An 18,615-nucleotide genomic window follows, 5' to 3' on the forward strand; every position below is an offset into this window, starting at 1 on the left:
AACTATAACGGCACTACAGCGACCGGGCGATCAGCAGTTTCTGGATGTCGGAAGTGCCCTCGTAGATCTGGCAGACGCGCACGTCGCGGTAGATCCGTTCCACCGGGAAGTCGGACACGTACCCGTAACCGCCGTGCACCTGGATCGCATCGGAGCAGACCCGCTCCGCCATCTCTGACGCGAACAGCTTGGCCATCGCCGCTTCCTTCAGGCAGGGCAGTCCGGCATCCTTCATCGACGCCGCGTGCAGGATCAGCTGGCGCGCGGCTTCGATCTGCGTTGCCATCTCGGAGAGTTTGAATTGTACCGACTGGTGCTGGAAGATTGGTTGTCCGAATGTCTCACGATCCTTCGCATAAGCGAGCGCGGCTTCGAACGCGGCACGCGCCATGCCGACCGCCTGCGATGCAATGCCGATGCGTCCGCCTTCCAGGCCGGACAACGCGATCTTGTAGCCCATGCCTTCCTCGCCGATCAGGTTCTCGGCCGGGATGCGGCAGTTCTCGAACACGATTTGCGCGGTGTCCGACGAATGCTGGCCCATCTTCTGCTCGAGGCCGGCAACGATATAGCCGGGCGCCGCGGTCGGTACCCAGAATGCGCTGATGCCTTTCTTGCCGGCGGCCTTGTCGGTGACGGCCAGCACGATGGCCACATCGGCATACTTGCCGGACGTGATGAATTGCTTGACGCCGTTGATCACGTAATCGTCGCCATCGCGCGTTGCCGTGGTGCGCAGCGCGGCGGCATCGCTGCCGGTGTGCGGCTCGGTCAGGCAAAACGCGCCCAGCATCGCACCGCCCGCGAGCGGGCGCAGCCATTGCTCTTTCTGCGCCGCGTCCGCATACATCATCGCGATACTGCAGACGGGGCAGTTGTTGACGGAGATGATCGTCGACGTGCCGCCGTCGCCCGCCGCGATTTCCTCCAGCACGAGCGCCAGCGATACGTAATCGAGCCCGGCACCGCCCAGCTCCTCCGGCACCGCCACGCCGAACGCTCCCAGCGCCGCCAGCTCCTTCAGCTCCGCCTGCGGGAAGTGGTGTTCCCTGTCCCAGCGCGCCGCCTGGGGCGCCAGGCGCTCGCGCGCATAATCGCGCAGCGCGTCGCGGATCATGCGGTGTTCTTCGTTCAGTACCATGTGTCTCCCGTCATTTTTTTTGTTCAGCCTGGTAAAGCTCACCAGCCTATGGATTGCCCGTCATAGGTGACGAATACCGGCTTCCCGGCAGCGGGCAGTGCCGCCAGCGTGGCGCGGATGCCGCTGGCGCTGTCGGCCGGATCGAGGTCGGCATCGCCGCCGCCCATGTCGGTGCGCACCCAGCCGGGGTGCAGCGCCACGCAGGTGGCGCCCTGGCTGCCGAACGTCAGCGCGGTGTCGATCAGCACCGAGTTCAGCGCCGCCTTGCTGGCGCGGTACAGCGAACCGCTGGCGCCGTGCCGCTCGCTGAGCGAGCCCATTTTCGACGACATCACGGCCAGCGTGCCGCCGGCCGCGGCCACCATCGGGGCAATGATCGGCAGCAACCGCATCGCGGCCAGCACGTTGGTGTGCATCACGCTGTCGAAATCGGTCTGCAGCGGGAAACCGTCCTCGCGCGGACCGTACACGCCGGCGTTGAGGATCGCCACGTCCAGGCGTTCGTCGTCGAGCTTCCAGCCCAGGCCGGCCACCGCCTCGACGTTATTGACATCGAGCACGTGCGTTTCCGCACCCAGCGCCGCCAGTTCCGCGCAGTCTTCCGCCTTGCGGGCGGTGGCGATCACGCGCCAGCCATCCTTCAGGTACTGGCGCGCCAGCTCGTGGCCGATGCCGCGCGATGCGCCGATGATCAGGGCAGCGGCCATTACAGGAGCTCCACGCCGATGGCTGTCGCTTCGCCGCCGCCGATGCACAGCGCCGCGACGCCGCGCTTGCCGCCGCGGTCCTTCAGCGCCCCCAGCAGGGTGACGATGATGCGCGCGCCGGAAGCGCCGATCGGGTGGCCCAGCGCGCAGGCGCCGCCGTGCACGTTGACCTTCGCGTGCGGGATATCGAGCTCGTGCATCGCCGCCATCGGCACCGCCGCGAACGCTTCGTTGATCTCGAACAGGTCCACGTCGGACACCTTCCAGCCGTTTTTATCCAGCAGCTTCCGGATCGCGCCCACCGGCGCCGTGGTGAACTCGTTCGGCGCCAGCGCATTGGTGGTGTGTCCCACCACCCTGGCGATGACGGTCGCGCCCAGTTTTTCGGCCGTGGAGGCGCGCATCATCACCAGCGCGGCGGCGCCATCGTTGATCGACGACGACGAGGCCGCCGTGATCGTGCCATCCTTTTTGAATGCCGGCTTGAGGGCCGGGATCTTTTCCACCTTTGCCTTGGCGGGGCCCTCGTCCCTGTCGATGACGGTGTCGCCGCCGCGGCCCGATACCGTCACCGGCGCGATTTCCCACGCAAACTTGCCGCCGGCCGCGGCGGCCTGGGCGCGCCGCACGGATTCGATCGCGAACGCATCCTGCTGCTCGCGCGTGAAGCTGTATTTCGTCGCGCATTCCTCGGCGAACGTGCCCATCGAACGGCCGCCGCCGGTTTTCTCATCCTTGCTGTACGCGTCTTCCAGGCCATCGAGCATCATGTGGTCGAACAGCATGCCGTGGCCGATGCGGTAGCCGCCGCGGCCTTTCGGCACCAGGTAGGGCGCATTGGTCATCGACTCCATGCCGCCGGCCAGCACCACGTCGGCGCTGCCCGCCACCAGCTGGTCGTGCGCGAAGATCGCCGCCTGCATCGCCGAGCCGCACATCTTCGACAGCGTGACGGCACCGGTGGCGGTGGGCAGGCCCGCCTTCAGCAGCGCCTGGCGCGCCGGCGCCTGGCCCTGGCCCGCCATCAGGCAATTGCCGAAATACACGTGCTCGACGAGTTCCGGCGCAATGCCGGCCCGTTCGACCGCCGCCCGGATCGCGACGGCGCCGAGGTCGTTGGCGGACAGGCTGGAAAAATCGCCCTGGAAGGCGCCCATCGGGGTGCGGGCCGCGCCCACGATCACAACAGGATCATTCATGTTTCATCTCCAGTGAAGGCGGCACCGTCGTCGGCGCCGCGCAATAACAAAATCGGATGGCTTGCGGGTAGGGGAACACGTCGTCGACCACACCGTCGAGGATGCGCTTCTTGCACGCCTGCCACCATTGGGCCGTCAGCAGCTCGGCATGGTGGCGCAGGAAATGCCGGCGGATGTTCGGATTACCCAGCAGGAACTGGCCAAACTGTTCGGGAAAAACATCGTGCTTCGCGACCGGGTACCATGGCTCGGCCGCCATTTCATCTTCCTCGTTGCGGGCCGCCGGGATCGCGCGGAAATTGCAGTCGGTGATGGTCTCGATCTCGTCGTAGTCGTAGAACACCACGCGGCGGTGCCGGGTCACGCCGAAATTCTTGTACAGCAGGTCGCCGGGGAAGATGTTGGCGGCCACCAGGTCGCGGATCGCGTTGCCGTATTCGGCGATGCCGTGCTCCACGTCCGCGTCGTTGCCGTTTTGTCCGGCCTGCGCCAGCCACAGGTTCAGCGGCGTCATCCGGCGTTCGATGTACAGGTGCCGGATGATCAGCTGGTCGCCTTCTTCTTCGACCAGCGACGCGGCATGATGTTTCAGCTCGGCCACCAGCGCCTCGGAAAAGCGCGCGCGGGGAAAGGCCACGTTCGAATATTCCAGCGTGTCGGCCATGCGGCCCACGCGGTCGTGGTGCTTGACCAGCAGGTATTTTTCCTTGACCTGCGCGCGGGTCGTCTCCTTCGGCGGCGGATAGAAATCCTTGATCACCTTGAATACGTAGGGGAACGAGGGCAGCGCGAACACCAGCATCACGAGGCCGCGGATGCCGGGCGCGGTCTCGAACAGGTCCGACGAGTGTTTCAGGTGCTGCAGGAAGTCGCGGTAGAACGCCGTCTTGCCCTGCTTTTGCAGGCCGAGCACCGTGTAGAGTTCGCTGCGTGGCTTGCGGGGCAGCAGCGTGCGCAGGAATTGCACGTAGGCGGACGGCACCTCCATGTCCACCATGAAGTACGCACGGGTGAACGAGAACAGGGCCTCGACCTGTTCGCGCCCCGTCAGCACGGTATCGATCAGCAGCCGGCCATGCGGGCCGGCATGGTCGTGCAGGATCGGCATCACGAACGGCAGCTCGCTGTCGCCATTGACGGCCTTGCCGACCAGATAGGCCGCCTTGTTGCGAAAGAACGGGCTGGACAATACCTGGAACTGCGCGTTCGGCGCCATGTCGTCGAAGAACGATCCCAGGCGCTCTTCCACCTGCGCTATATCGCGTGCCAGGTGCGCGAACGGCGTGGCGAACCCGAAATCGGCCACGATCCGCTGCAGCGTGACGCGCATGCCGTCCGCCTGCGGGTAGTGGACGCGGTAGGTGGGCGCCGGCTCGTCCGTGTCGATGTATTCGGTGGAGACCACGGGTCGCACGAAAATGAATTCGTTGTTGAAGTAACGGCGGTGCAGCATGTTGCAGCAGACGGAATTGAAGAACGTCTCGGCCAGTTCGGGGCGCTTGTGGAGCGTCAGCAGGCCGATGTAATGCAGCTTCGCTTCGCGCCACACCTCGTCGGTGAGATCCTCGGGCACGTAATCGTCTTCCAGCAACTGCACGCACTCCTGCACGCGGCGATCGTAGAATCCGATCCGCTCGCGCGCCGCCTGCTGCGCCGCCACCCACTCGCCGCGCTCGAAATAGCCGCGCGCATCCCGGCTCGCCTGGCGGAACAGGTGGTAATGCTTGTCGAAGCCATCGAGGATCGTGCGTGCGATGTCGAACGCGATCTGGGAGGACAGCAGTTTGGGAAAGGCTGGCTGGATCATCGGTATCACCCCGGGCTGATGCCCGGGCAAAGGCTCGGCCGAAAACGTCAGGCTACATCGTTTCCGCGAACAATTCGCGGCCGATCAGCATCCGGCGGATTTCGCTGGTGCCCGCGCCGATTTCGTAGAGCTTCGCATCGCGCCACAGCCGGCCAACCGGGTATTCGTTGATGTAGCCGTTGCCGCCCAGCGCCTGGATCGCCTCGCCGGCCATCCACGTGGCCTTCTCGGCGCTGTACAGGATCGCGCCGGCGGCATCCTTGCGCAACGCGCGTACCTGTTCCGGCAGCGTGGCACGGTCGCACGCCTGTCCCACGGCGTACACGTAAGCCTTGCAGGCCATCATCGTCGAGTACATGTCCGCCAGCTTGCCCTGCATCAGCTGGAATTCGCCGATGGCCTGGCCGAACTGCTTGCGGTCGTGCACGTACGGAACCACCACATCCATGCACGCCTGCATGATGCCCAGCGGCCCGCCGGACAGCACGGTGCGCTCGAAGTCCAGGCCGGACATCAGCACGTTCACGCCCTTGCCTTCGCCGCCGAGCACGTTTTCGGCCGGCACTTCGCAATCCTCGAAGACGAGTTCGCCCGTGTGCGAGCCGCGCATGCCCAGCTTGTCCAGCTTCTGCGCAATTGAAAACCCCTTGAAGCCTTTCTCGACCAGGAATGCGGTCATCCCGCGCGGGCCGGCCGCCAGGTCGGTTTTCGCGTAGACCACCAGCGTATCGGCATCCGGGCCGTTGGTGATCCACATCTTGGTGCCGTTCAGCACGTAGCGGTCGCCCCGGCGGTCGGCACGCAGCTTCATGCTGACGACATCGGAACCCGCATTCGGCTCCGACATCGCCAGCGCGCCGACATGCTCGCCGGAGAGCAGCCTGGGCAGGTACTTGCGCTTCTGCTCTTCATTGCCGTTGCGCTTGATCTGGTTGACGCACAGGTTCGAGTGGGCGCCATACGACAGGCCCACGGACGCCGAGGCGCGCGAAATCTCTTCCATCGCCACGATATGGGCCAGGTAGCCCATGTTCGCGCCGCCGTACTCTTCGCTGACGGTAATGCCGAGCAAGCCCAGCTCGCCCATCTTGCGCCACAGGTCCATCGGAAACTGGTCGGTACGGTCGATTTCCGCCGCGCGGGGCGCGATTTCCGCCGTGGCGAACTGCTGCACGGCTTCGCGCAGCGCGGCGATATCCTCGCCATGGTCAAAGGTCAGGCCTGGGAGATGCAGCATGTCTTCCTCGTCTTCTCGTTGGGTTACGGATGGCGCCCGGTGACGTCGATCGTGTGCGGTAACGCGAATCCACGGTCATCGGCGCAAGTTACGCTTTTTATTCGTTTATTTACGTTAACGTAAACGTAAAGCGCCGCGCAGGCAAGGGCCTTGTGGCCCCGGCCGTTTACTTGGCGGTGGATTCCTGTGCCGCCAGCAAGCGCCGGCATTCTTCCTCGTGGGCGGCGATCTCGGCCAGCGACATCTCGATATCCTCGCGCTGCTGTTCCAGCGTTTCGCGGTGCTGCGCCAGCACGGTGAGGAAACGGTGCATCTGCGCCGCCGTGTCCTTCGGCGATTCATACATGTCGACCAGGCTCTTGATCTCGGAGAGCGACAGGCCGAGGCGCTTGCCCCGCAAGGTGAGTTTCAGCCGGGTGCGGTCGCGCGCGATGTACACGCGGTTGCGGCCGCCGGCGCCTTCGCGCGACGGCGACAGGATGCCCTGGTCTTCATAGAATCGGATGGCGCGGGGCGTGATGTCGAACTCGCGCGCCAGCTCGGTGATGGTATAGGTTGGCATGGCTTACGTTGGCATGGCTTACAATGGGTGACTTCCGTTTACGTTACGTAAACCCGGTGCTATCCATTGTAGCGCACCGCCATCCAGGAGAATCATGAACCCGCTCGAAGCCCAGTTGCAGTATCCGTTCGGCGACACCGTGCCCGCACCCGGCGATGCCATCGCCGTGGGGACCGGCATCCGCTGGCTGCGGATGCCGCTGCCGTTCGCGCTGGACCACGTCAACCTGTGGCTGCTCGACGACCTGGAAGACACCCTGGCCGTCGTCGATTGCGGCGCCGCCACCGATGACAGCCGCGCCGGCTGGGAAAAGGTGATGGACGGGCACTTTGGCGGCAAGCCGCTGGCCCGCGTGCTCGTCACGCATTGCCACCCCGATCACGTGGGGCTGGCCGACTGGCTGTGCACGCGGTGGGGGGCGCCACTGGCGATGACGGCTGGAGAATATGGCTTTGCGCGGATGATGGCGGCCGCGCTGCCCGGCGTCGACGGTACCGGTGCCGTCGCGCATTTCCGGCGCCACGGCCTGAGCGATCCGGACATGCTGGAAAAAATGCAGAGCCGCAAGAACTACTACCCGTCGCTGGTGCCGGCCGTGCCGCAGTCGTACTACCGGCTGGAAGATGGTCACGAGGTGGAAATCGGCGGCCGCCGGTGGCGCGTGATCACCGGTTTCGGCCATTCGCCCGAACATGCGTCGCTGTACTGCGCCGGGTTGAACGTGCTTATTTCCGGCGACATGGTGTTGCCGCGCATTTCCACCAATGTGTCGGTCTTCGCGATCGAGCCGGAAGGCAACCCGCTGCAGCAGTACCTCGACTCGCTCGAACGCTTTGCCGATCTCCCCGACGATGTGCTGGTCCTGCCGTCGCACGGCAAGCCGTTTCGCGGCCTGCACACACGCATCGGACAGCTGCGCGACCACCATGCCGCCCGGCTGGCGGAGGTGGTGGCGGCCTGTGCCGAGCCGCGTTCCGCGGCGGACATCGTACCCTTGATGTTCCGCCGCCCGCTCGATGCCCATATGCTCAGCTTTGCACTGGGCGAGGCCCTGGCGCACCTTCACAAATTGTGGCGGGATGGTATCGTGCGCCGTGAAACGGACAGTGGCGGCATCATACGTTTTCGTACCAAGTACTGACAAAGTAACGGTATCTACCAGGGATGCACGAGACGAGATAGTGGGCGTAGACACTTCTCGACTTCGGGGCGTCCCTTTTGTTGTATCCGTTATATTTCGTCGTGTCGCGTTCGTTGTTTATAAAATATCAGTTGTGTCTGTCACTTCAGGGAAGAGTTCCAGTTCATTTGCGCAACATATGTACTGAAAGGGCGCTTCGGGACTGGCCGCGGTGATTGATTGGAGGTTACAATGTTAATTGTGAACTCATCCAATTTGTCACAATTGGTCTGAGCACACTTGAGACTGACATTCAGGTCGTGACGTGAAATAGTGCAACTATGAATTCTTCGAACGAACGCGAAAGCTTCAGCCAGCGACTCCAGCAGGCTTTAAAAAATGCTCATTATTCCCCAGACAGTCCAACCAGGCTGGCGCGGGAATTCAACATCCGGTTCGAAGGGCGGCCGATCACCGTGCACGCGGCACGCAAATGGCTGGTAGGCGAGGCAATTCCCACCCAAGAGAAGTTGCGCATGATCGCCCAGTGGCTGGGCGTGCCGGCGGAATGGCTGCGCTTCGGTGGGCCGGAAGCGGCCGCGCCGGCCGGCGAGGGCGCCAATGGCTTGTCGCGATTTGAATCGGCGGATGTGAAGCTGATCGCGGACCTGCAGCGCCTCGACGAACATCACCGGCAGATCGCGCGCGAATTCATCCGCATGCTGGTACGGGTCAATTATCAGAAGTAATCCGGCGGGGTGATCCGGCCGTGTCGATACGGTGATAAGCCGACCTCGGCTGCTCATCGGCTGCTCATCGTCCACTGATCGGCCGCTGGCCGAACCTTCCGGTCAGCCGCCCAGGCCGTTCCAGCGCGGCGCCGCGCCGCTTTCCATTTCCACGCCGACCAGGTCGAGCACCCGTGCCACCGTGTGGTTCACGAGATCGTCGATCGTCTGCGGCCGGTGATAAAACGCCGGCAGCGGCGGGAACACGATGCCGCCCATCTCGGTCACGGCCGTCATGTTGCGCAGGTGCGCCAGGTTGAAGGGTGTTTCACGCACCATCAGCACCAGCCGGCGGCGCTCTTTCAGCATCACGTCCGCGGCGCGCGCGATCAGGTTGTCCGCCAGGCCATGGGCCACGGCAGCCAGTGTCTTCATCGAACAGGGAGCGATCACCATCGCGTCCGTCAGGTAGGAACCGCTGGCGATCGAGGCGCCCACGTTGTGGGCCTTGTGCACGATATGCGCGAGTGCTTCCACTTCGCGCCGGGCCAGGCCCGTTTCCTCATGCAGCGTCAATACCGCGGCGTCTGAAATCACGAGATGCGATTCGACGCCGGGCAGGCCTTGCAGCGTCTGCAGCAGGCGCACGCCATACACGGCGCCGGTGGCGCCCGTGATGGCGACGACGATCCGCCGTGGGCGCCCGCTCATGACTGCCCGGTCCGCTTCTAGTCAGCCTTGCTGTCCAGCAGCGTTTTCAGTTCGCCCGACTCGTACATCTCGTTCATGATGTCCGAACCGCCGATGAATTCGCCGCGCACATACAGCTGCGGAATGGTCGGCCAGTTCGAATATTCCTTGATGCCCTGGCGCACTTCCGGATCTTCCAGCACATTGACGGTAGCGATGTTGTCCACGCCGCATGCCTTCAGGATCTGGATCGCACGGCCGGAAAAACCGCACTGCGGGAATTGCGCGGTGCCTTTCATGAACAGCACCACCGGGGTGCCGGACACGGTTTCCTTGATCCACTGTTGTACATCACTCATAGCTGCCTCGAAAAAGAAATGTCGGAATAGCGGCATTTTACAGGCATTCATGCCCCTCCTGCAGGATGTGGCCGCGTGCGAAGCCGATGGGCCGAACCCATGCGCCAACACGTCCACACCACAGCTTTTGTGCTGCAGTGCACAGTTGCTGCCGTGCTACCATATTCCGCTGGTAGCGCTCTCCAATTCGGCATCGATATCGGCACAGGAGGAACTCGGATGGACGGGAACCGGGGAACCAGGCGGGTCAGGAAATTCAAGCTGGGCGCGGCCTGGCATCCGGAACGCATCGAACGGTGGCTGGAAACCCAGTCCGCCGAGGGATTGCACCTGGAATCGGTGGCGCCGTTCGGAATCTACACCTTCATTGCGGACTTGCCCGAGCCGCACGATTACCGGATCGACTTCGCTTCCACGCGGGAAGTCGAAGACCCGCATTACGCGGAAGCGCCCACCGCCGCCGGCTGGAAGCTGGCCGGCCATTCGATGAGCTGGATGCTGTGGCGGGCGCCGAAAGGCGAGGCGCGCGACATCTTCACCCATGCGCCGGCGCGCGTGTCCACCTACCGGCGCCAGGCCATCGCCATGCTGATCATCGCCGCCATCCAGGTGCCGCCGCTGGTCAGCGGCACGATGGCGTTGCGCCGGCACGACGAACTGGCCTGGGCCAGCGTATTGATCCTGTCTTCCGCCGTGATGTCGCTGGCGCTGTATGCGCTGGCCCGCGTGGCGGGCCGGCTGCTCAAGGTGAAGGATTCCTGATCAGCCGCGCAGCTTGGCGAACGCGGCCGCCATCGAACCGGCCACGGCCGGCTCGCGCGACGCGCTTTTCTGCTGCTGGCCCATGGCGCGGCGGTCGTTGCGGTCACCGCGTTGTTCCGGCTTCGAACCGGCCGCCGGCGCACTGTCCGTCAGGCGCATGGTGAGGGCGATGCGCTTGCGCTTCGGGTCCACCTCCAGCACCTTCACTTTCACGACCTGGCCGGCCTTCACCATGGTGTGCGGGTCCTTGACGAACGTGTTCGACAGCGCCGAAATGTGCACCAGGCCATCCTGGTGCACGCCGATGTCGACGAACGCGCCGAATGCCGCCACGTTGGTGACCACGCCTTCCAGGATCATGTCCGGCCGCAGGTCGGCGATCTCTTCCACGCCTTCCTTGAACGTGGCGGTGGTGAACTCGGGACGCGGATCGCGGCCGGGCTTTTCCAGTTCCTTCAGGATGTCCGTCACTGTCGGCACGCCGAACTTGTCATCGGCATACTTCGCCGGCGACAGCGTCTTGAGCACCGCCGCCGCGCCGATCACGGACTTGATGTCCTTCCTGATGTCGGCCAGGATCTTTTCCACCACCGGATACGATTCCGGGTGCACGGCGGACGCGTCCAGCGGATTGTCGCTGTTCATCACGCGCAGGAAGCCGGCGGCCTGCTCGAACGTCTTGTCGCCCAGTCGCGGCACCTTCTTCAAAGCCGCGCGCGACGTGAACGCACCCTTCAGGTCGCGGTAGCTGACGATGCTCTGCGCCACGCTGGCCGACAGGCCGGAAACCCGCGCCAGCAGCGGCGCGGAAGCCGTATTCACGTCCACCCCCACCGCGTTGACGCAATCCTCGACCACCGCATCGAGCGTGCGGGCCAGCTGCGTCTGGCTCACATCGTGCTGGTACTGGCCCACGCCGATCGATTTCGGGTCGATCTTCACCAGTTCGGCCAGCGGATCCTGCAGGCGGCGCGCGATCGATACGGCGCCGCGCAGCGACACGTCCATGTCCGGCAGTTCGCGCGACGCGAACTCGGAGGCCGAGTAGACCGACGCGCCGGCCTCGGAGACGACGATCTTCGTCAGTTTCAGGTCGGCATGGCGTTTGATCAGGTCCTGCGCCAGCTTGTCCGTCTCGCGGGAAGCGGTGCCGTTGCCGATCGAGATCAGCGACACGTTGTGCTTCGCGGCCAGCAGGCCCAGCGTGTGGAGCGTGCCTTCCCAGTCGTTGCGTGGCTGGTGCGGATACACGGTGGCGGTATCGGCCACCTTGCCGGTGGCATCGACAACGGCCACCTTCACGCCGGTGCGCAGTCCCGGGTCCAGGCCCATCGTCGCGCGCGGGCCGGCCGGCGCGGCCAGCAGCAGCGCCTTCAGGTTGGTGGCGAACACGCCGATCGCGTCGAGCTCGGCCTTGTCGCGCAGCGCTCCCATCAGTTCCGTTTCGAGGTGCATGAAGCTTTTCACGCGCCACGTCCAGCGCACGGTGTCCGTCAGCCACTTGTCGGCGGGGCGCCCGGCGGATTTGATGCCGAACCGTGCGGCGATGCGGCTCTCGCACGGGTTGTGCGGCGCATCCCACTTCGGTTTCTCGGCTTCGGTATCGAGGCGCAGCGTCACGTCCAGCACGCCTTCGCGGCGGCCGCGCATCAGCGCCAGCGCGCGGTGCGACGGCACCGTGGCCAGCGGCTCCGAATAATCGAAATAATCGGCGAATTTCTCGCCCGCCTCCTGTTTGCCTTCGACAACCTTCGATTCCACCACGCCATGATCCTGCACGTATTCGCGCAGCGACTGCACCAGGTTCGCGTCCTCGGCGAAGCGCTCCATCAGGATCTGGCGGGCACCGTCCAGCGCCGCCTTGGCGTCGGGCACGCCGGCGTTGTTGCCGTCCGGCGTCGCGAAGGCTTCGCGCAGGTAGCCGGCCGCCACGGTTTCCGGATTCAGGGACGGGTCGGCCAGCAGGCTGTCCGCCAGCGGCGCCAGGCCGGCCTCGATGGCGATCTGCGCCTTCGTGCGGCGCTTTTGCTTGTAGGGCAGGTACAGGTCTTCCAGCCGGGTTTTATCTTCGGCAAGCATGACGGCCTGCAGCAGTTCCGGCGTCATCTTGTTCTGTTCGGTAATCGATGCCACGATCGTGGCGCGGCGCTCTTCCAGCTCGCGCAGGTAGCGCAGGCGCTCTTCGAGCAGGCGCAGCTGGATGTCGTCGAGCCCGCCGGTGGCTTCCTTGCGGTAGCGGGCGATGAAGGGGACGGTGGCACCCTCGTCCAGCAGGGCGATCGCGGCGGCCACCTGGGCCGGCCGGGCGGCCAGCTCGGCGGCCAGGCGTTGTTCGATGGAAGGCAGCATGTGTTCAGTTCTCAACAGACAGGCCGTAAATCATACATGACGCCACACCGCCACGGGGCATGGGCCGATAAGTTAGAACATAAGCAAACACAGAAAGGCTGTTGGCGGATAATATTGCATGTTGCTGTTTTTGAACCGTCCTGAATACACCGATGCGACCAATGGATTTGACCCGCGACGAAGCTCCTGCAACTCCTGCTGCCCCTGCCACCGTTCCCGCCAGCCCGCCGGCGACCCAGTTGCCGTACGCGGTCGCCATCTGGCTGCAGCGCGTGGATGCGGCCGCGCACCCGAAAGCCAAGCTGGCCCCGGTCGATCCCGATCCGAAGCAGACGAGCTACAAGCTGATCTATGTGCTGGCCCCCACGTCCGGCGGCCGCCATGTGGCGCTGGCGCTGTACAAGGCGCGGCTGCGTCCGAGCGGCGACGTGGCCGCCGCCAGCCCCGTGAACGAAGTGTTTTCGCTGCTGTCCGCGCCGCCACCATTCCTGGAACCGGGCGATGAAGACCTGGTGCGCTTCTTCGTGGCGATGCGCAGCGGCCCGAATTCGCCGACCGGCAGCGCGACCGAGCCGCGCGGCAAGATCGGCGCGGCCCTGTTGCAGATGTTATCCGAGCAAGAGAAGCTGCTTTGGGCTAACTCATGGGCCGACGTCGGCAATGGCCTGGTCTACCCGATGAAGGCCGGCCAGGGGCGCACGGCCAACCTGGCATGGCGCGAAGAGGGCAAGGGACTGCGGCTGGGCTGGAAGGTGGAAGCCCCGGAAAATACCCGCCACGCGGGCGCCGACCAGATCGACTACATGTTGCCCACGGAACCGCCGTGGTATATCGACAACCTGTCCTGCGGCGTGCTGCACCTGAACCAGGGCGGCGCCGATATCCCGCTCGCCGAGCTGCAGGCATTGGTTGCCCAGGCTCCATTGTTGATGCCCAACGATAAGATGCGCGTGTCGCAACTGCTGCTGGCGCACGGCCTGCAGCAGCTGATGCCGTTGCCGCAGCCATTGCCCCAGCGCTTGCGCGAAGACGTCAAGCCGCGGCCGATCCTGGTGCTCGACTCGGCGCAGCTGGCGGATGGTTCGGCGCAGAAGTGGCACGATTACGCCGTGCTGTCGTACGACTACGACGGCGAGCGCGTGTCGTTCGACCCGTCGCAGCGCGTGGTGCGCCAGCGCGGCGAAGTCACAGAGATCATCGTGCGCAACGAGGCGCTGGAAACGGCGGCGCTGGAAACCCTGACCGACCTGGGCTTCCGCAAGCCGACCGCGCTGCCGCTGTCGAGCGTGCGCGGCGGCCTGCTGCTGGCCAGCCAGGCCGACTGGATCCGCTTTGCCGAATCGGGCATCGAAGCGTTGCTGGCGAACGGCTGGCAGGTCGAGAAAACCCCGAAATACCGCTACGACTTCACCGCGGTCGACGAGTGGTACGCCGAGATCGAGGAAGAGGGCCCGGAGACGGGCAATGCGTGGTTCGAGCTGGAACTGGGCATCACCGTGGGCGACGAGCGGGTGCCGCTGCTGCCGGTGCTGGTGCAGATGATCCGCAACATGCCGAACGATTTTTCCGCCAAGGCGCTGTCGGTGCACGGCGAAACCGACCAGATGCTGGCCACGCTGCCGGGCGGCACCCGCGTGGCGCTGCCATGGGCGCGCGTGAAGCCGATCCTTGGCACGCTGGGCGAGCTGTACTTCAACGACAAGATCCGCCATGCCGTGCGCATGAGCACGCTCGACGCGGCGCGGCTGGATGAACTGGCCCGTACGGGCGAGTTCAACTGGACGGGCGGCGAGGAAGTGCGCGACATGGGCCGCCGGCTGAACCAGTTCTCGTCGGTCAAGCGGGTGGCAACCCCGGCCAGCCTGCAGGCCACGCTGCGCGATTACCAGTCCGAAGGCCTGGCATGGATGCAGTTCCTGCGCGAATACGGCCTGGCCGGCATCCTGGCGGACGACATGGGCCTGGGTAAGACGGTGCAGACGCTGGCGCACATCCTCGTCGAGAAGGAATCGGGCCGGATGACGCATCCGACGCTCGTCATCGCGCCCACTTCGCTGATGGGCAACTGGCAGGACGAATCGGCCCGTTTCGCGCCCAGCCTGAAAGTGCTGCTGCTGCAGGGCAAGGACCGCGCCGAGATGTTCGACAAGATCCCGGAAGCGGACCTGGTGCTGACCACCTATGCGCTGCTGCCGCGCGACGAGGAAAAGCTGCGCGAGCACGACTTCCACCTGGTGATCCTGGACGAATCGCATTACATCAAGAACACCCGCTCGAAGGCTGCGCAAAGCGCCGGGCTGCTGCGCGCGAAACACCGGCTGTGCCTGTCCGGCACGCCGCTGGAAAACCACCTGGGCGAGCTGTGGTCGCAGTTCCACTTCCTGCTGCCGGGCCTGCTGGGCGACGAAAAGGCGTTCAACTCGCAGTTCCGCCACCCGATCGAGCGGCAGGACGACCCGCTGCGCCGGATGCTGCTGAATCGCCGGATCAAGCCGTTCCTGCTGCGCCGCACGAAGGACAGCGTGGCCAAGGAGCTGCCGCCGAAGACCGAAATGGTGCGCAAGGTCGAGCTGACCGGCGCCCAGCGCGACCTGTACGAAACCGTGCGGCTGGCCATGGACCAGAAGGTGCGCGAGGAAATCGACCGCAAGGGCGTGGCGCGCAGCCAGATCGTGATCCTCGAGGCGCTGCTGAAACTGCGGCAGGTATGCTGCGACCCGCGCCTGGTGAAATCGCTGTCCACGCGCAAGCAGCAGGCCGCCGGTTCGGCCAAGCTGGCCGACCTGATGCAGATGCTGGAAGACTTGCTGGAAGAAAATCGCAAGATCCTCGTCTTCTCGCAATTCACGTCGATGCTGGAACTGATCCAGGAAGAGCTGGACTCGCGCGACATTCCGTATGCGTTGCTGACCGGCGAAACACGCGACCGCGGCGCCCAGGTGGCCGCGTTCCAGCAGGGCGCGGTGCCGATCTTCCTGATCAGCCTGAAGGCCGGCGGCGTGGGCCTGAACCTGACCGCGGCGGACACGGTGATCCACTACGACCCGTGGTGGAACCCGGCCGCCGAACAGCAGGCCACCGACCGCGCCTGGCGCATCGGGCAGGACAAGCCGGTGTTCGTCTACAAGCTGATCGCCAAGGGCACGCTGGAAGAAAAGATCCAGGTGCTGCAGCAGAAGAAGGCCGACCTGGCGCAATCCGTGCTGGCCGAGGGCGAATCGCAGAAGATGGCGCTGACGCAGGAAGACCTGCAGCAGATCTTCGCGCCGCTGGCCGACTGATGCAGCAAGCCGATGGACGGGGCCGATGAAAAGAGCTGATGAATAAAGCCGATGAATAAAGCTGACTACGAGCTGCTGCTCGAGCATGGCACCGACATCCACTGGATGCTCGACTGCGCGACGGGGCAGCTGCTGTATGTGAGCCCGGCCGCCGCGCGGCGCTTCGGCTGGCCGCCGGAAGAAATGCAGGCACGCGCCCAGGCGCTGGCCGGGCCGTTGCTGCACGACCTGCCGGAGCGGCTGGCGCGCTTCCGGCAGGGCGACGGCAGCCGCCATACCGTGCTGCGCGAAGCGGAACTGGAAGGCATTCCCGTCGAGATCGAATCCACGCTGGTGGACCAGGGCAGGCTGGTCGGCGTGGTGCGCGATGTCAGCGCCCGGCGCGCGTTCGAGCAGCAGCAGAAAAAGTTCGCGTCGATGCTGTCGCATGAATTCCGCTCGCCGCTGGCAACGATCGACGGCGCGATCCAGCGCCTCGTGATGACCGACAAGGGGGCCGACGAAGGCGCCACGAAGCGTTATCACAAGATCCAGTCCGCGGTGGACCGACTGCTGGGCATGGTGGACGAATACCTGTCGCCGGACCGGCTGGCGTCGATCGGGCGCCGGCGGCGCGAGAACGGCATCGCGCCCGCCGCGTTGCTGGAAGCGGCCGCCGCGCAGGCGCGCACCCGGCGAGCCGGCATCACCGTGCTGGCCGGCGACGCGCCGCCATGGGTGCGTGCCGATCCGGACGGCATGCGGATGTGCCTCGATGTGCTGCTCGATAACGCGATCAGGTACACTCCGCCGGACGCGCCGATCGAACTATGGGCAGGCAAGGTCGCCACGGGAGGCATCGAATTCACGGTGACCGATCGTGGCCCGGCGATCCCGGAAGGGGAGGTCGGCCGGCTGTTCGACAAGGGTTACCGCGGCAGTGCGGCCGCCGGCATTCCCGGCTCGGGCATTGGCCTGTACATGGCAAAAGCGGTGATCGAAGTACATGGCGGCACGCTCAGCGCGCAAAACTTGCCTGAAAGCGGCAAGAAGTTCCGGATTTGGCTTCCTGTCGCCGTGTAACGCTTGCACCAGGACGTTACTCCCGTGATAATTCTTTGAGTAACGAAACAACACTTAATGGCCATCGATGACGCAGATATTGATCGTGGAAGACAACCTGGAATACGCCGAGGAAATGGCGGATTACCTGGGGGAAATGGGACACGATGTCAGCATTACCAACAACGCGGGCGAGATGTGGTCCGCGCTGAGCCAGGGTAACGTCGGCGTCGTCGTGCTGGACCTTGGTCTTCCCGACGAGGATGGTATCAATGTGATACCGAGGATGCGACAACTGTATCCCCAGATCGGACTGCTCGTGCTGACGGGGCGTGTCAATTTCGACAGCCGCATTCTCGGGCTGCGCCTGGGCGCCGATCATTACCTGACGAAACCCATCAAGTTCCCGGAGCTCGCGGCCCATATCGAGGCGCTGGACCGGCGCGTCGGTCCGCAGGAAGCGGCGCCCGTACTGAGCAAATGGACATTGCGGCTTTCGGCCCGCCAGCTCGAACTGCAGGGCCAGGCCATCACGCTGACGGAAAAGGAATGCAATTTCCTGCACTTGCTGACGATTAACACGCGGCCCGTTCCCCGGCAGGTGATCGTGGCCGGTATCGGCGGCGACGATCCGGATGCCGGCCGCCGCGTGGACATGCTGGTTTACCGGCTGCGCAAGAAGGCCCGTACCGGGCTGGGCCAGGATCTGCCGCTGCGCAGCGCGTATGGCGAGGGGTACAGCCTGTCCACCAGTTTCAACTTGTCCTGACCCCCGCTTCAATCGGGGACAGAGTCGCCGGGAAATTTTAATTTCCTGAAATAATTGGGGACAGGGTCGTTGCCGGCGGGGTATCATCGTTCCTTCGCCCTTTGCCGCATTGTCGACCGATCCAGCATGGCCCGCCTGCCCCGTCTCATCGTTCCTTCCCAGCCCCATTACATCATCCAGCGGGGCCTCAACGGCCAGCCGGTATTCCAGGACACGGACGACTACACCACGTTCCTCGGATGGCTGCGCACGGCCGCGCGCACGTACAAGGTGGCCATCCACGCCTACGCGCTGCTGCCGGACCAGCTGCACATGCTGGCCACGCCGTCCGACGAGGAGGGCCTGGGCCAGATGATGCAATGGCTGGGCCGCTGCTATGTGCCGTACTACAACCAGAAGTACGGCCGCGCCGGCACGCTGTGGCATGGCCGATTCAAGACATCGGTCGTCGATGCCGCCAACTTCCTGCTGGTATGCAGCCGCTACATCGAGCTGGCGGCCGTGCGCGCCGGGTTGTCCCCTGCGGTCGAGGAATATCCCTGGTCCAGCTACGCCCACCACGCCGGCATCCGTCCGGACGGGGTCGTGACCGACCACCCGGCGTATTGGTCACTGGGCAATACGCCATTCCAGCGCGAGGCCGCCTACATCGAACTGTCGGGCCAGCACCTCTCCGCCGCCCAGATCGCCACTGTCGAGGCCGCCGTGCTGAAAGGCTGGCCCTTGGGTACCGACCAATACAAGAAGGACCTCGAACAGAAAGCCAGGCGGCAGGTGCTGCCCGCCAAGCGCGGGCGGCCGTTCAAGCAGCCGTAACCTGTCCGGCTCGTCAACCAGCGTTGTATTACAACCAGCTCAGCCAC

The 18,615-nt window shown here is 64.8% G+C and carries 16 protein-coding genes; 7 read left to right on the top strand and 9 right to left on the bottom strand.

Features of this window, described 5'->3' with window-relative positions:
• Positions 1–13 precede the first annotated feature (13 nt).
• From GJV26_RS14330 to GJV26_RS14355, 6 genes are all read right to left on the bottom strand, one after another.
• Positions 14–1,141 carry an acyl-CoA dehydrogenase family protein gene (locus tag GJV26_RS14330; RefSeq protein ID WP_155709397.1) on the bottom strand — a complete coding sequence of 376 codons (1,128 nt, stop codon included), beginning with the start codon at positions 1,139–1,141 and terminating at the stop codon, positions 14–16.
• A gap of 38 nt (positions 1,142–1,179) precedes the next feature.
• Complete coding sequence (locus GJV26_RS14335) at positions 1,180–1,848, bottom strand: SDR family oxidoreductase (RefSeq protein WP_155709398.1); 669 nt, start codon at positions 1,846–1,848, stop codon at positions 1,180–1,182.
• A complete protein-coding gene (locus GJV26_RS14340) occupies positions 1,848–3,047 on the bottom strand; it encodes an acetyl-CoA C-acetyltransferase (RefSeq protein WP_155709399.1) in 1,200 nt (399 codons plus the stop codon). Before GJV26_RS14340 ends, GJV26_RS14335 begins: the two co-directional genes overlap by 1 nt.
• Positions 3,040–4,854 carry a bifunctional isocitrate dehydrogenase kinase/phosphatase gene (gene aceK, locus GJV26_RS14345; protein ID WP_155709400.1) on the bottom strand — a complete coding sequence of 605 codons (1,815 nt, stop codon included), beginning with the start codon at positions 4,852–4,854 and terminating at the stop codon, positions 3,040–3,042. Before aceK ends, GJV26_RS14340 begins: the two co-directional genes overlap by 8 nt.
• Before the next feature lie 52 nt (positions 4,855–4,906).
• The gene (locus GJV26_RS14350; RefSeq protein ID WP_155709401.1) at positions 4,907–6,091 is read right to left on the bottom strand and encodes an isovaleryl-CoA dehydrogenase; all 1,185 of its coding nucleotides are present in this window, start codon (positions 6,089–6,091) and stop codon (positions 4,907–4,909) included.
• A 166-nt stretch (positions 6,092–6,257) separates the two neighbouring features.
• Positions 6,258–6,653 carry a MerR family transcriptional regulator gene (locus GJV26_RS14355; RefSeq protein WP_155709402.1) on the bottom strand — a complete coding sequence of 132 codons (396 nt, stop codon included), beginning with the start codon at positions 6,651–6,653 and terminating at the stop codon, positions 6,258–6,260.
• A gap of 94 nt (positions 6,654–6,747) precedes the next feature.
• On the opposite strand from GJV26_RS14355, the gene GJV26_RS14360 reads away from it, so the two are divergent.
• Complete coding sequence (locus GJV26_RS14360; RefSeq protein ID WP_155709403.1) at positions 6,748–7,794, top strand: MBL fold metallo-hydrolase; 1,047 nt, start codon at positions 6,748–6,750, stop codon at positions 7,792–7,794.
• 320 nt (positions 7,795–8,114) lie between these two features.
• On the top strand, positions 8,115–8,522 hold the full coding sequence (locus GJV26_RS14365; protein WP_155709404.1) for a hypothetical protein: 408 nt from the start codon (positions 8,115–8,117) through the stop codon (positions 8,520–8,522).
• A gap of 102 nt (positions 8,523–8,624) precedes the next feature.
• On the opposite strand, the gene GJV26_RS14370 is transcribed toward GJV26_RS14365, so the two are convergent.
• Both GJV26_RS14370 and grxD read right to left on the bottom strand, forming a co-directional pair.
• On the bottom strand, positions 8,625–9,212 hold the full coding sequence (locus tag GJV26_RS14370; RefSeq protein ID WP_155709405.1) for a UbiX family flavin prenyltransferase: 588 nt from the start codon (positions 9,210–9,212) through the stop codon (positions 8,625–8,627).
• 17 nt (positions 9,213–9,229) lie between these two features.
• Entirely contained in the window at positions 9,230–9,550 is a 321-nt protein-coding gene (gene grxD / locus GJV26_RS14375) for a Grx4 family monothiol glutaredoxin (RefSeq protein WP_155709406.1), read from the bottom strand.
• A 219-nt stretch (positions 9,551–9,769) separates the two neighbouring features.
• Between grxD and GJV26_RS14380 the strand changes: the two genes are divergently transcribed.
• A complete protein-coding gene (locus GJV26_RS14380; RefSeq protein WP_173346208.1) occupies positions 9,770–10,312 on the top strand; it encodes a DUF2812 domain-containing protein in 543 nt (180 codons plus the stop codon).
• Here the strand turns inward: GJV26_RS14380 and GJV26_RS14385 are convergent, their stop codons facing one another.
• Positions 10,313–12,661 (bottom strand): Tex family protein, encoded by a 2,349-nt coding sequence (locus GJV26_RS14385; RefSeq protein WP_155709408.1) that lies wholly within the window; start codon positions 12,659–12,661, stop codon positions 10,313–10,315.
• A 161-nt stretch (positions 12,662–12,822) separates the two neighbouring features.
• On the opposite strand from GJV26_RS14385, the gene GJV26_RS14390 reads away from it, so the two are divergent.
• The 4 genes from GJV26_RS14390 to GJV26_RS14405 all read left to right on the top strand — a co-directional run bounded on the left by GJV26_RS14390 (position 12,823) and on the right by GJV26_RS14405 (position 18,568).
• Complete coding sequence (locus GJV26_RS14390) at positions 12,823–15,942, top strand: DEAD/DEAH box helicase (RefSeq protein WP_155709409.1); 3,120 nt, start codon at positions 12,823–12,825, stop codon at positions 15,940–15,942.
• 51 nt (positions 15,943–15,993) lie between these two features.
• Positions 15,994–17,004, top strand: a complete 1,011-nt coding sequence (locus GJV26_RS14395) for a PAS domain-containing sensor histidine kinase (protein ID WP_155709410.1) — start codon at positions 15,994–15,996, stop codon at positions 17,002–17,004.
• 67 nt (positions 17,005–17,071) lie between these two features.
• Complete coding sequence (locus tag GJV26_RS14400) at positions 17,072–17,752, top strand: response regulator transcription factor (protein WP_155709411.1); 681 nt, start codon at positions 17,072–17,074, stop codon at positions 17,750–17,752.
• A gap of 126 nt (positions 17,753–17,878) precedes the next feature.
• Entirely contained in the window at positions 17,879–18,568 is a 690-nt protein-coding gene (locus GJV26_RS14405; RefSeq protein WP_155709412.1) for a transposase, read from the top strand.
• Positions 18,569–18,615 lie beyond the last annotated feature (47 nt).

This window comes from Pseudoduganella dura, from assembly GCF_009727155.1.
GTDB lineage: Bacteria > Pseudomonadota > Gammaproteobacteria > Burkholderiales > Burkholderiaceae_D > Rugamonas > Rugamonas dura.

Coding starts and splice junctions, on each gene's coding strand:
- GJV26_RS14385 (WP_155709408.1), bottom strand. CDS start 12,661: ATGCTGCCTTCCATCGAACAACGCCTGGCCGCCGAGCTGGCCGCCCGG.
- GJV26_RS14360 (WP_155709403.1), top strand. CDS start 6,748: ATGAACCCGCTCGAAGCCCAGTTGCAGTATCCGTTCGGCGACACCGTG.
- GJV26_RS14350 (WP_155709401.1), bottom strand. CDS start 6,091: ATGCTGCATCTCCCAGGCCTGACCTTTGACCATGGCGAGGATATCGCC.
- GJV26_RS14380 (WP_173346208.1), top strand. CDS start 9,770: ATGGACGGGAACCGGGGAACCAGGCGGGTCAGGAAATTCAAGCTGGGC.
- GJV26_RS14405 (WP_155709412.1), top strand. CDS start 17,879: ATGGCCCGCCTGCCCCGTCTCATCGTTCCTTCCCAGCCCCATTACATC.
- GJV26_RS14335 (WP_155709398.1), bottom strand. CDS start 1,848: ATGGCCGCTGCCCTGATCATCGGCGCATCGCGCGGCATCGGCCACGAG.
- GJV26_RS14365 (WP_155709404.1), top strand. CDS start 8,115: ATGAATTCTTCGAACGAACGCGAAAGCTTCAGCCAGCGACTCCAGCAG.
- GJV26_RS14330 (WP_155709397.1), bottom strand. CDS start 1,141: ATGGTACTGAACGAAGAACACCGCATGATCCGCGACGCGCTGCGCGAT.
- GJV26_RS14355 (WP_155709402.1), bottom strand. CDS start 6,653: ATGCCAACCTATACCATCACCGAGCTGGCGCGCGAGTTCGACATCACG.
- GJV26_RS14390 (WP_155709409.1), top strand. CDS start 12,823: ATGGATTTGACCCGCGACGAAGCTCCTGCAACTCCTGCTGCCCCTGCC.
- GJV26_RS14400 (WP_155709411.1), top strand. CDS start 17,072: ATGACGCAGATATTGATCGTGGAAGACAACCTGGAATACGCCGAGGAA.
- aceK (WP_155709400.1), bottom strand. CDS start 4,854: ATGATCCAGCCAGCCTTTCCCAAACTGCTGTCCTCCCAGATCGCGTTC.
- GJV26_RS14395 (WP_155709410.1), top strand. CDS start 15,994: ATGAATAAAGCTGACTACGAGCTGCTGCTCGAGCATGGCACCGACATC.
- GJV26_RS14370 (WP_155709405.1), bottom strand. CDS start 9,212: ATGAGCGGGCGCCCACGGCGGATCGTCGTCGCCATCACGGGCGCCACC.
- grxD (WP_155709406.1), bottom strand. CDS start 9,550: ATGAGTGATGTACAACAGTGGATCAAGGAAACCGTGTCCGGCACCCCG.
- GJV26_RS14340 (WP_155709399.1), bottom strand. CDS start 3,047: ATGAATGATCCTGTTGTGATCGTGGGCGCGGCCCGCACCCCGATGGGC.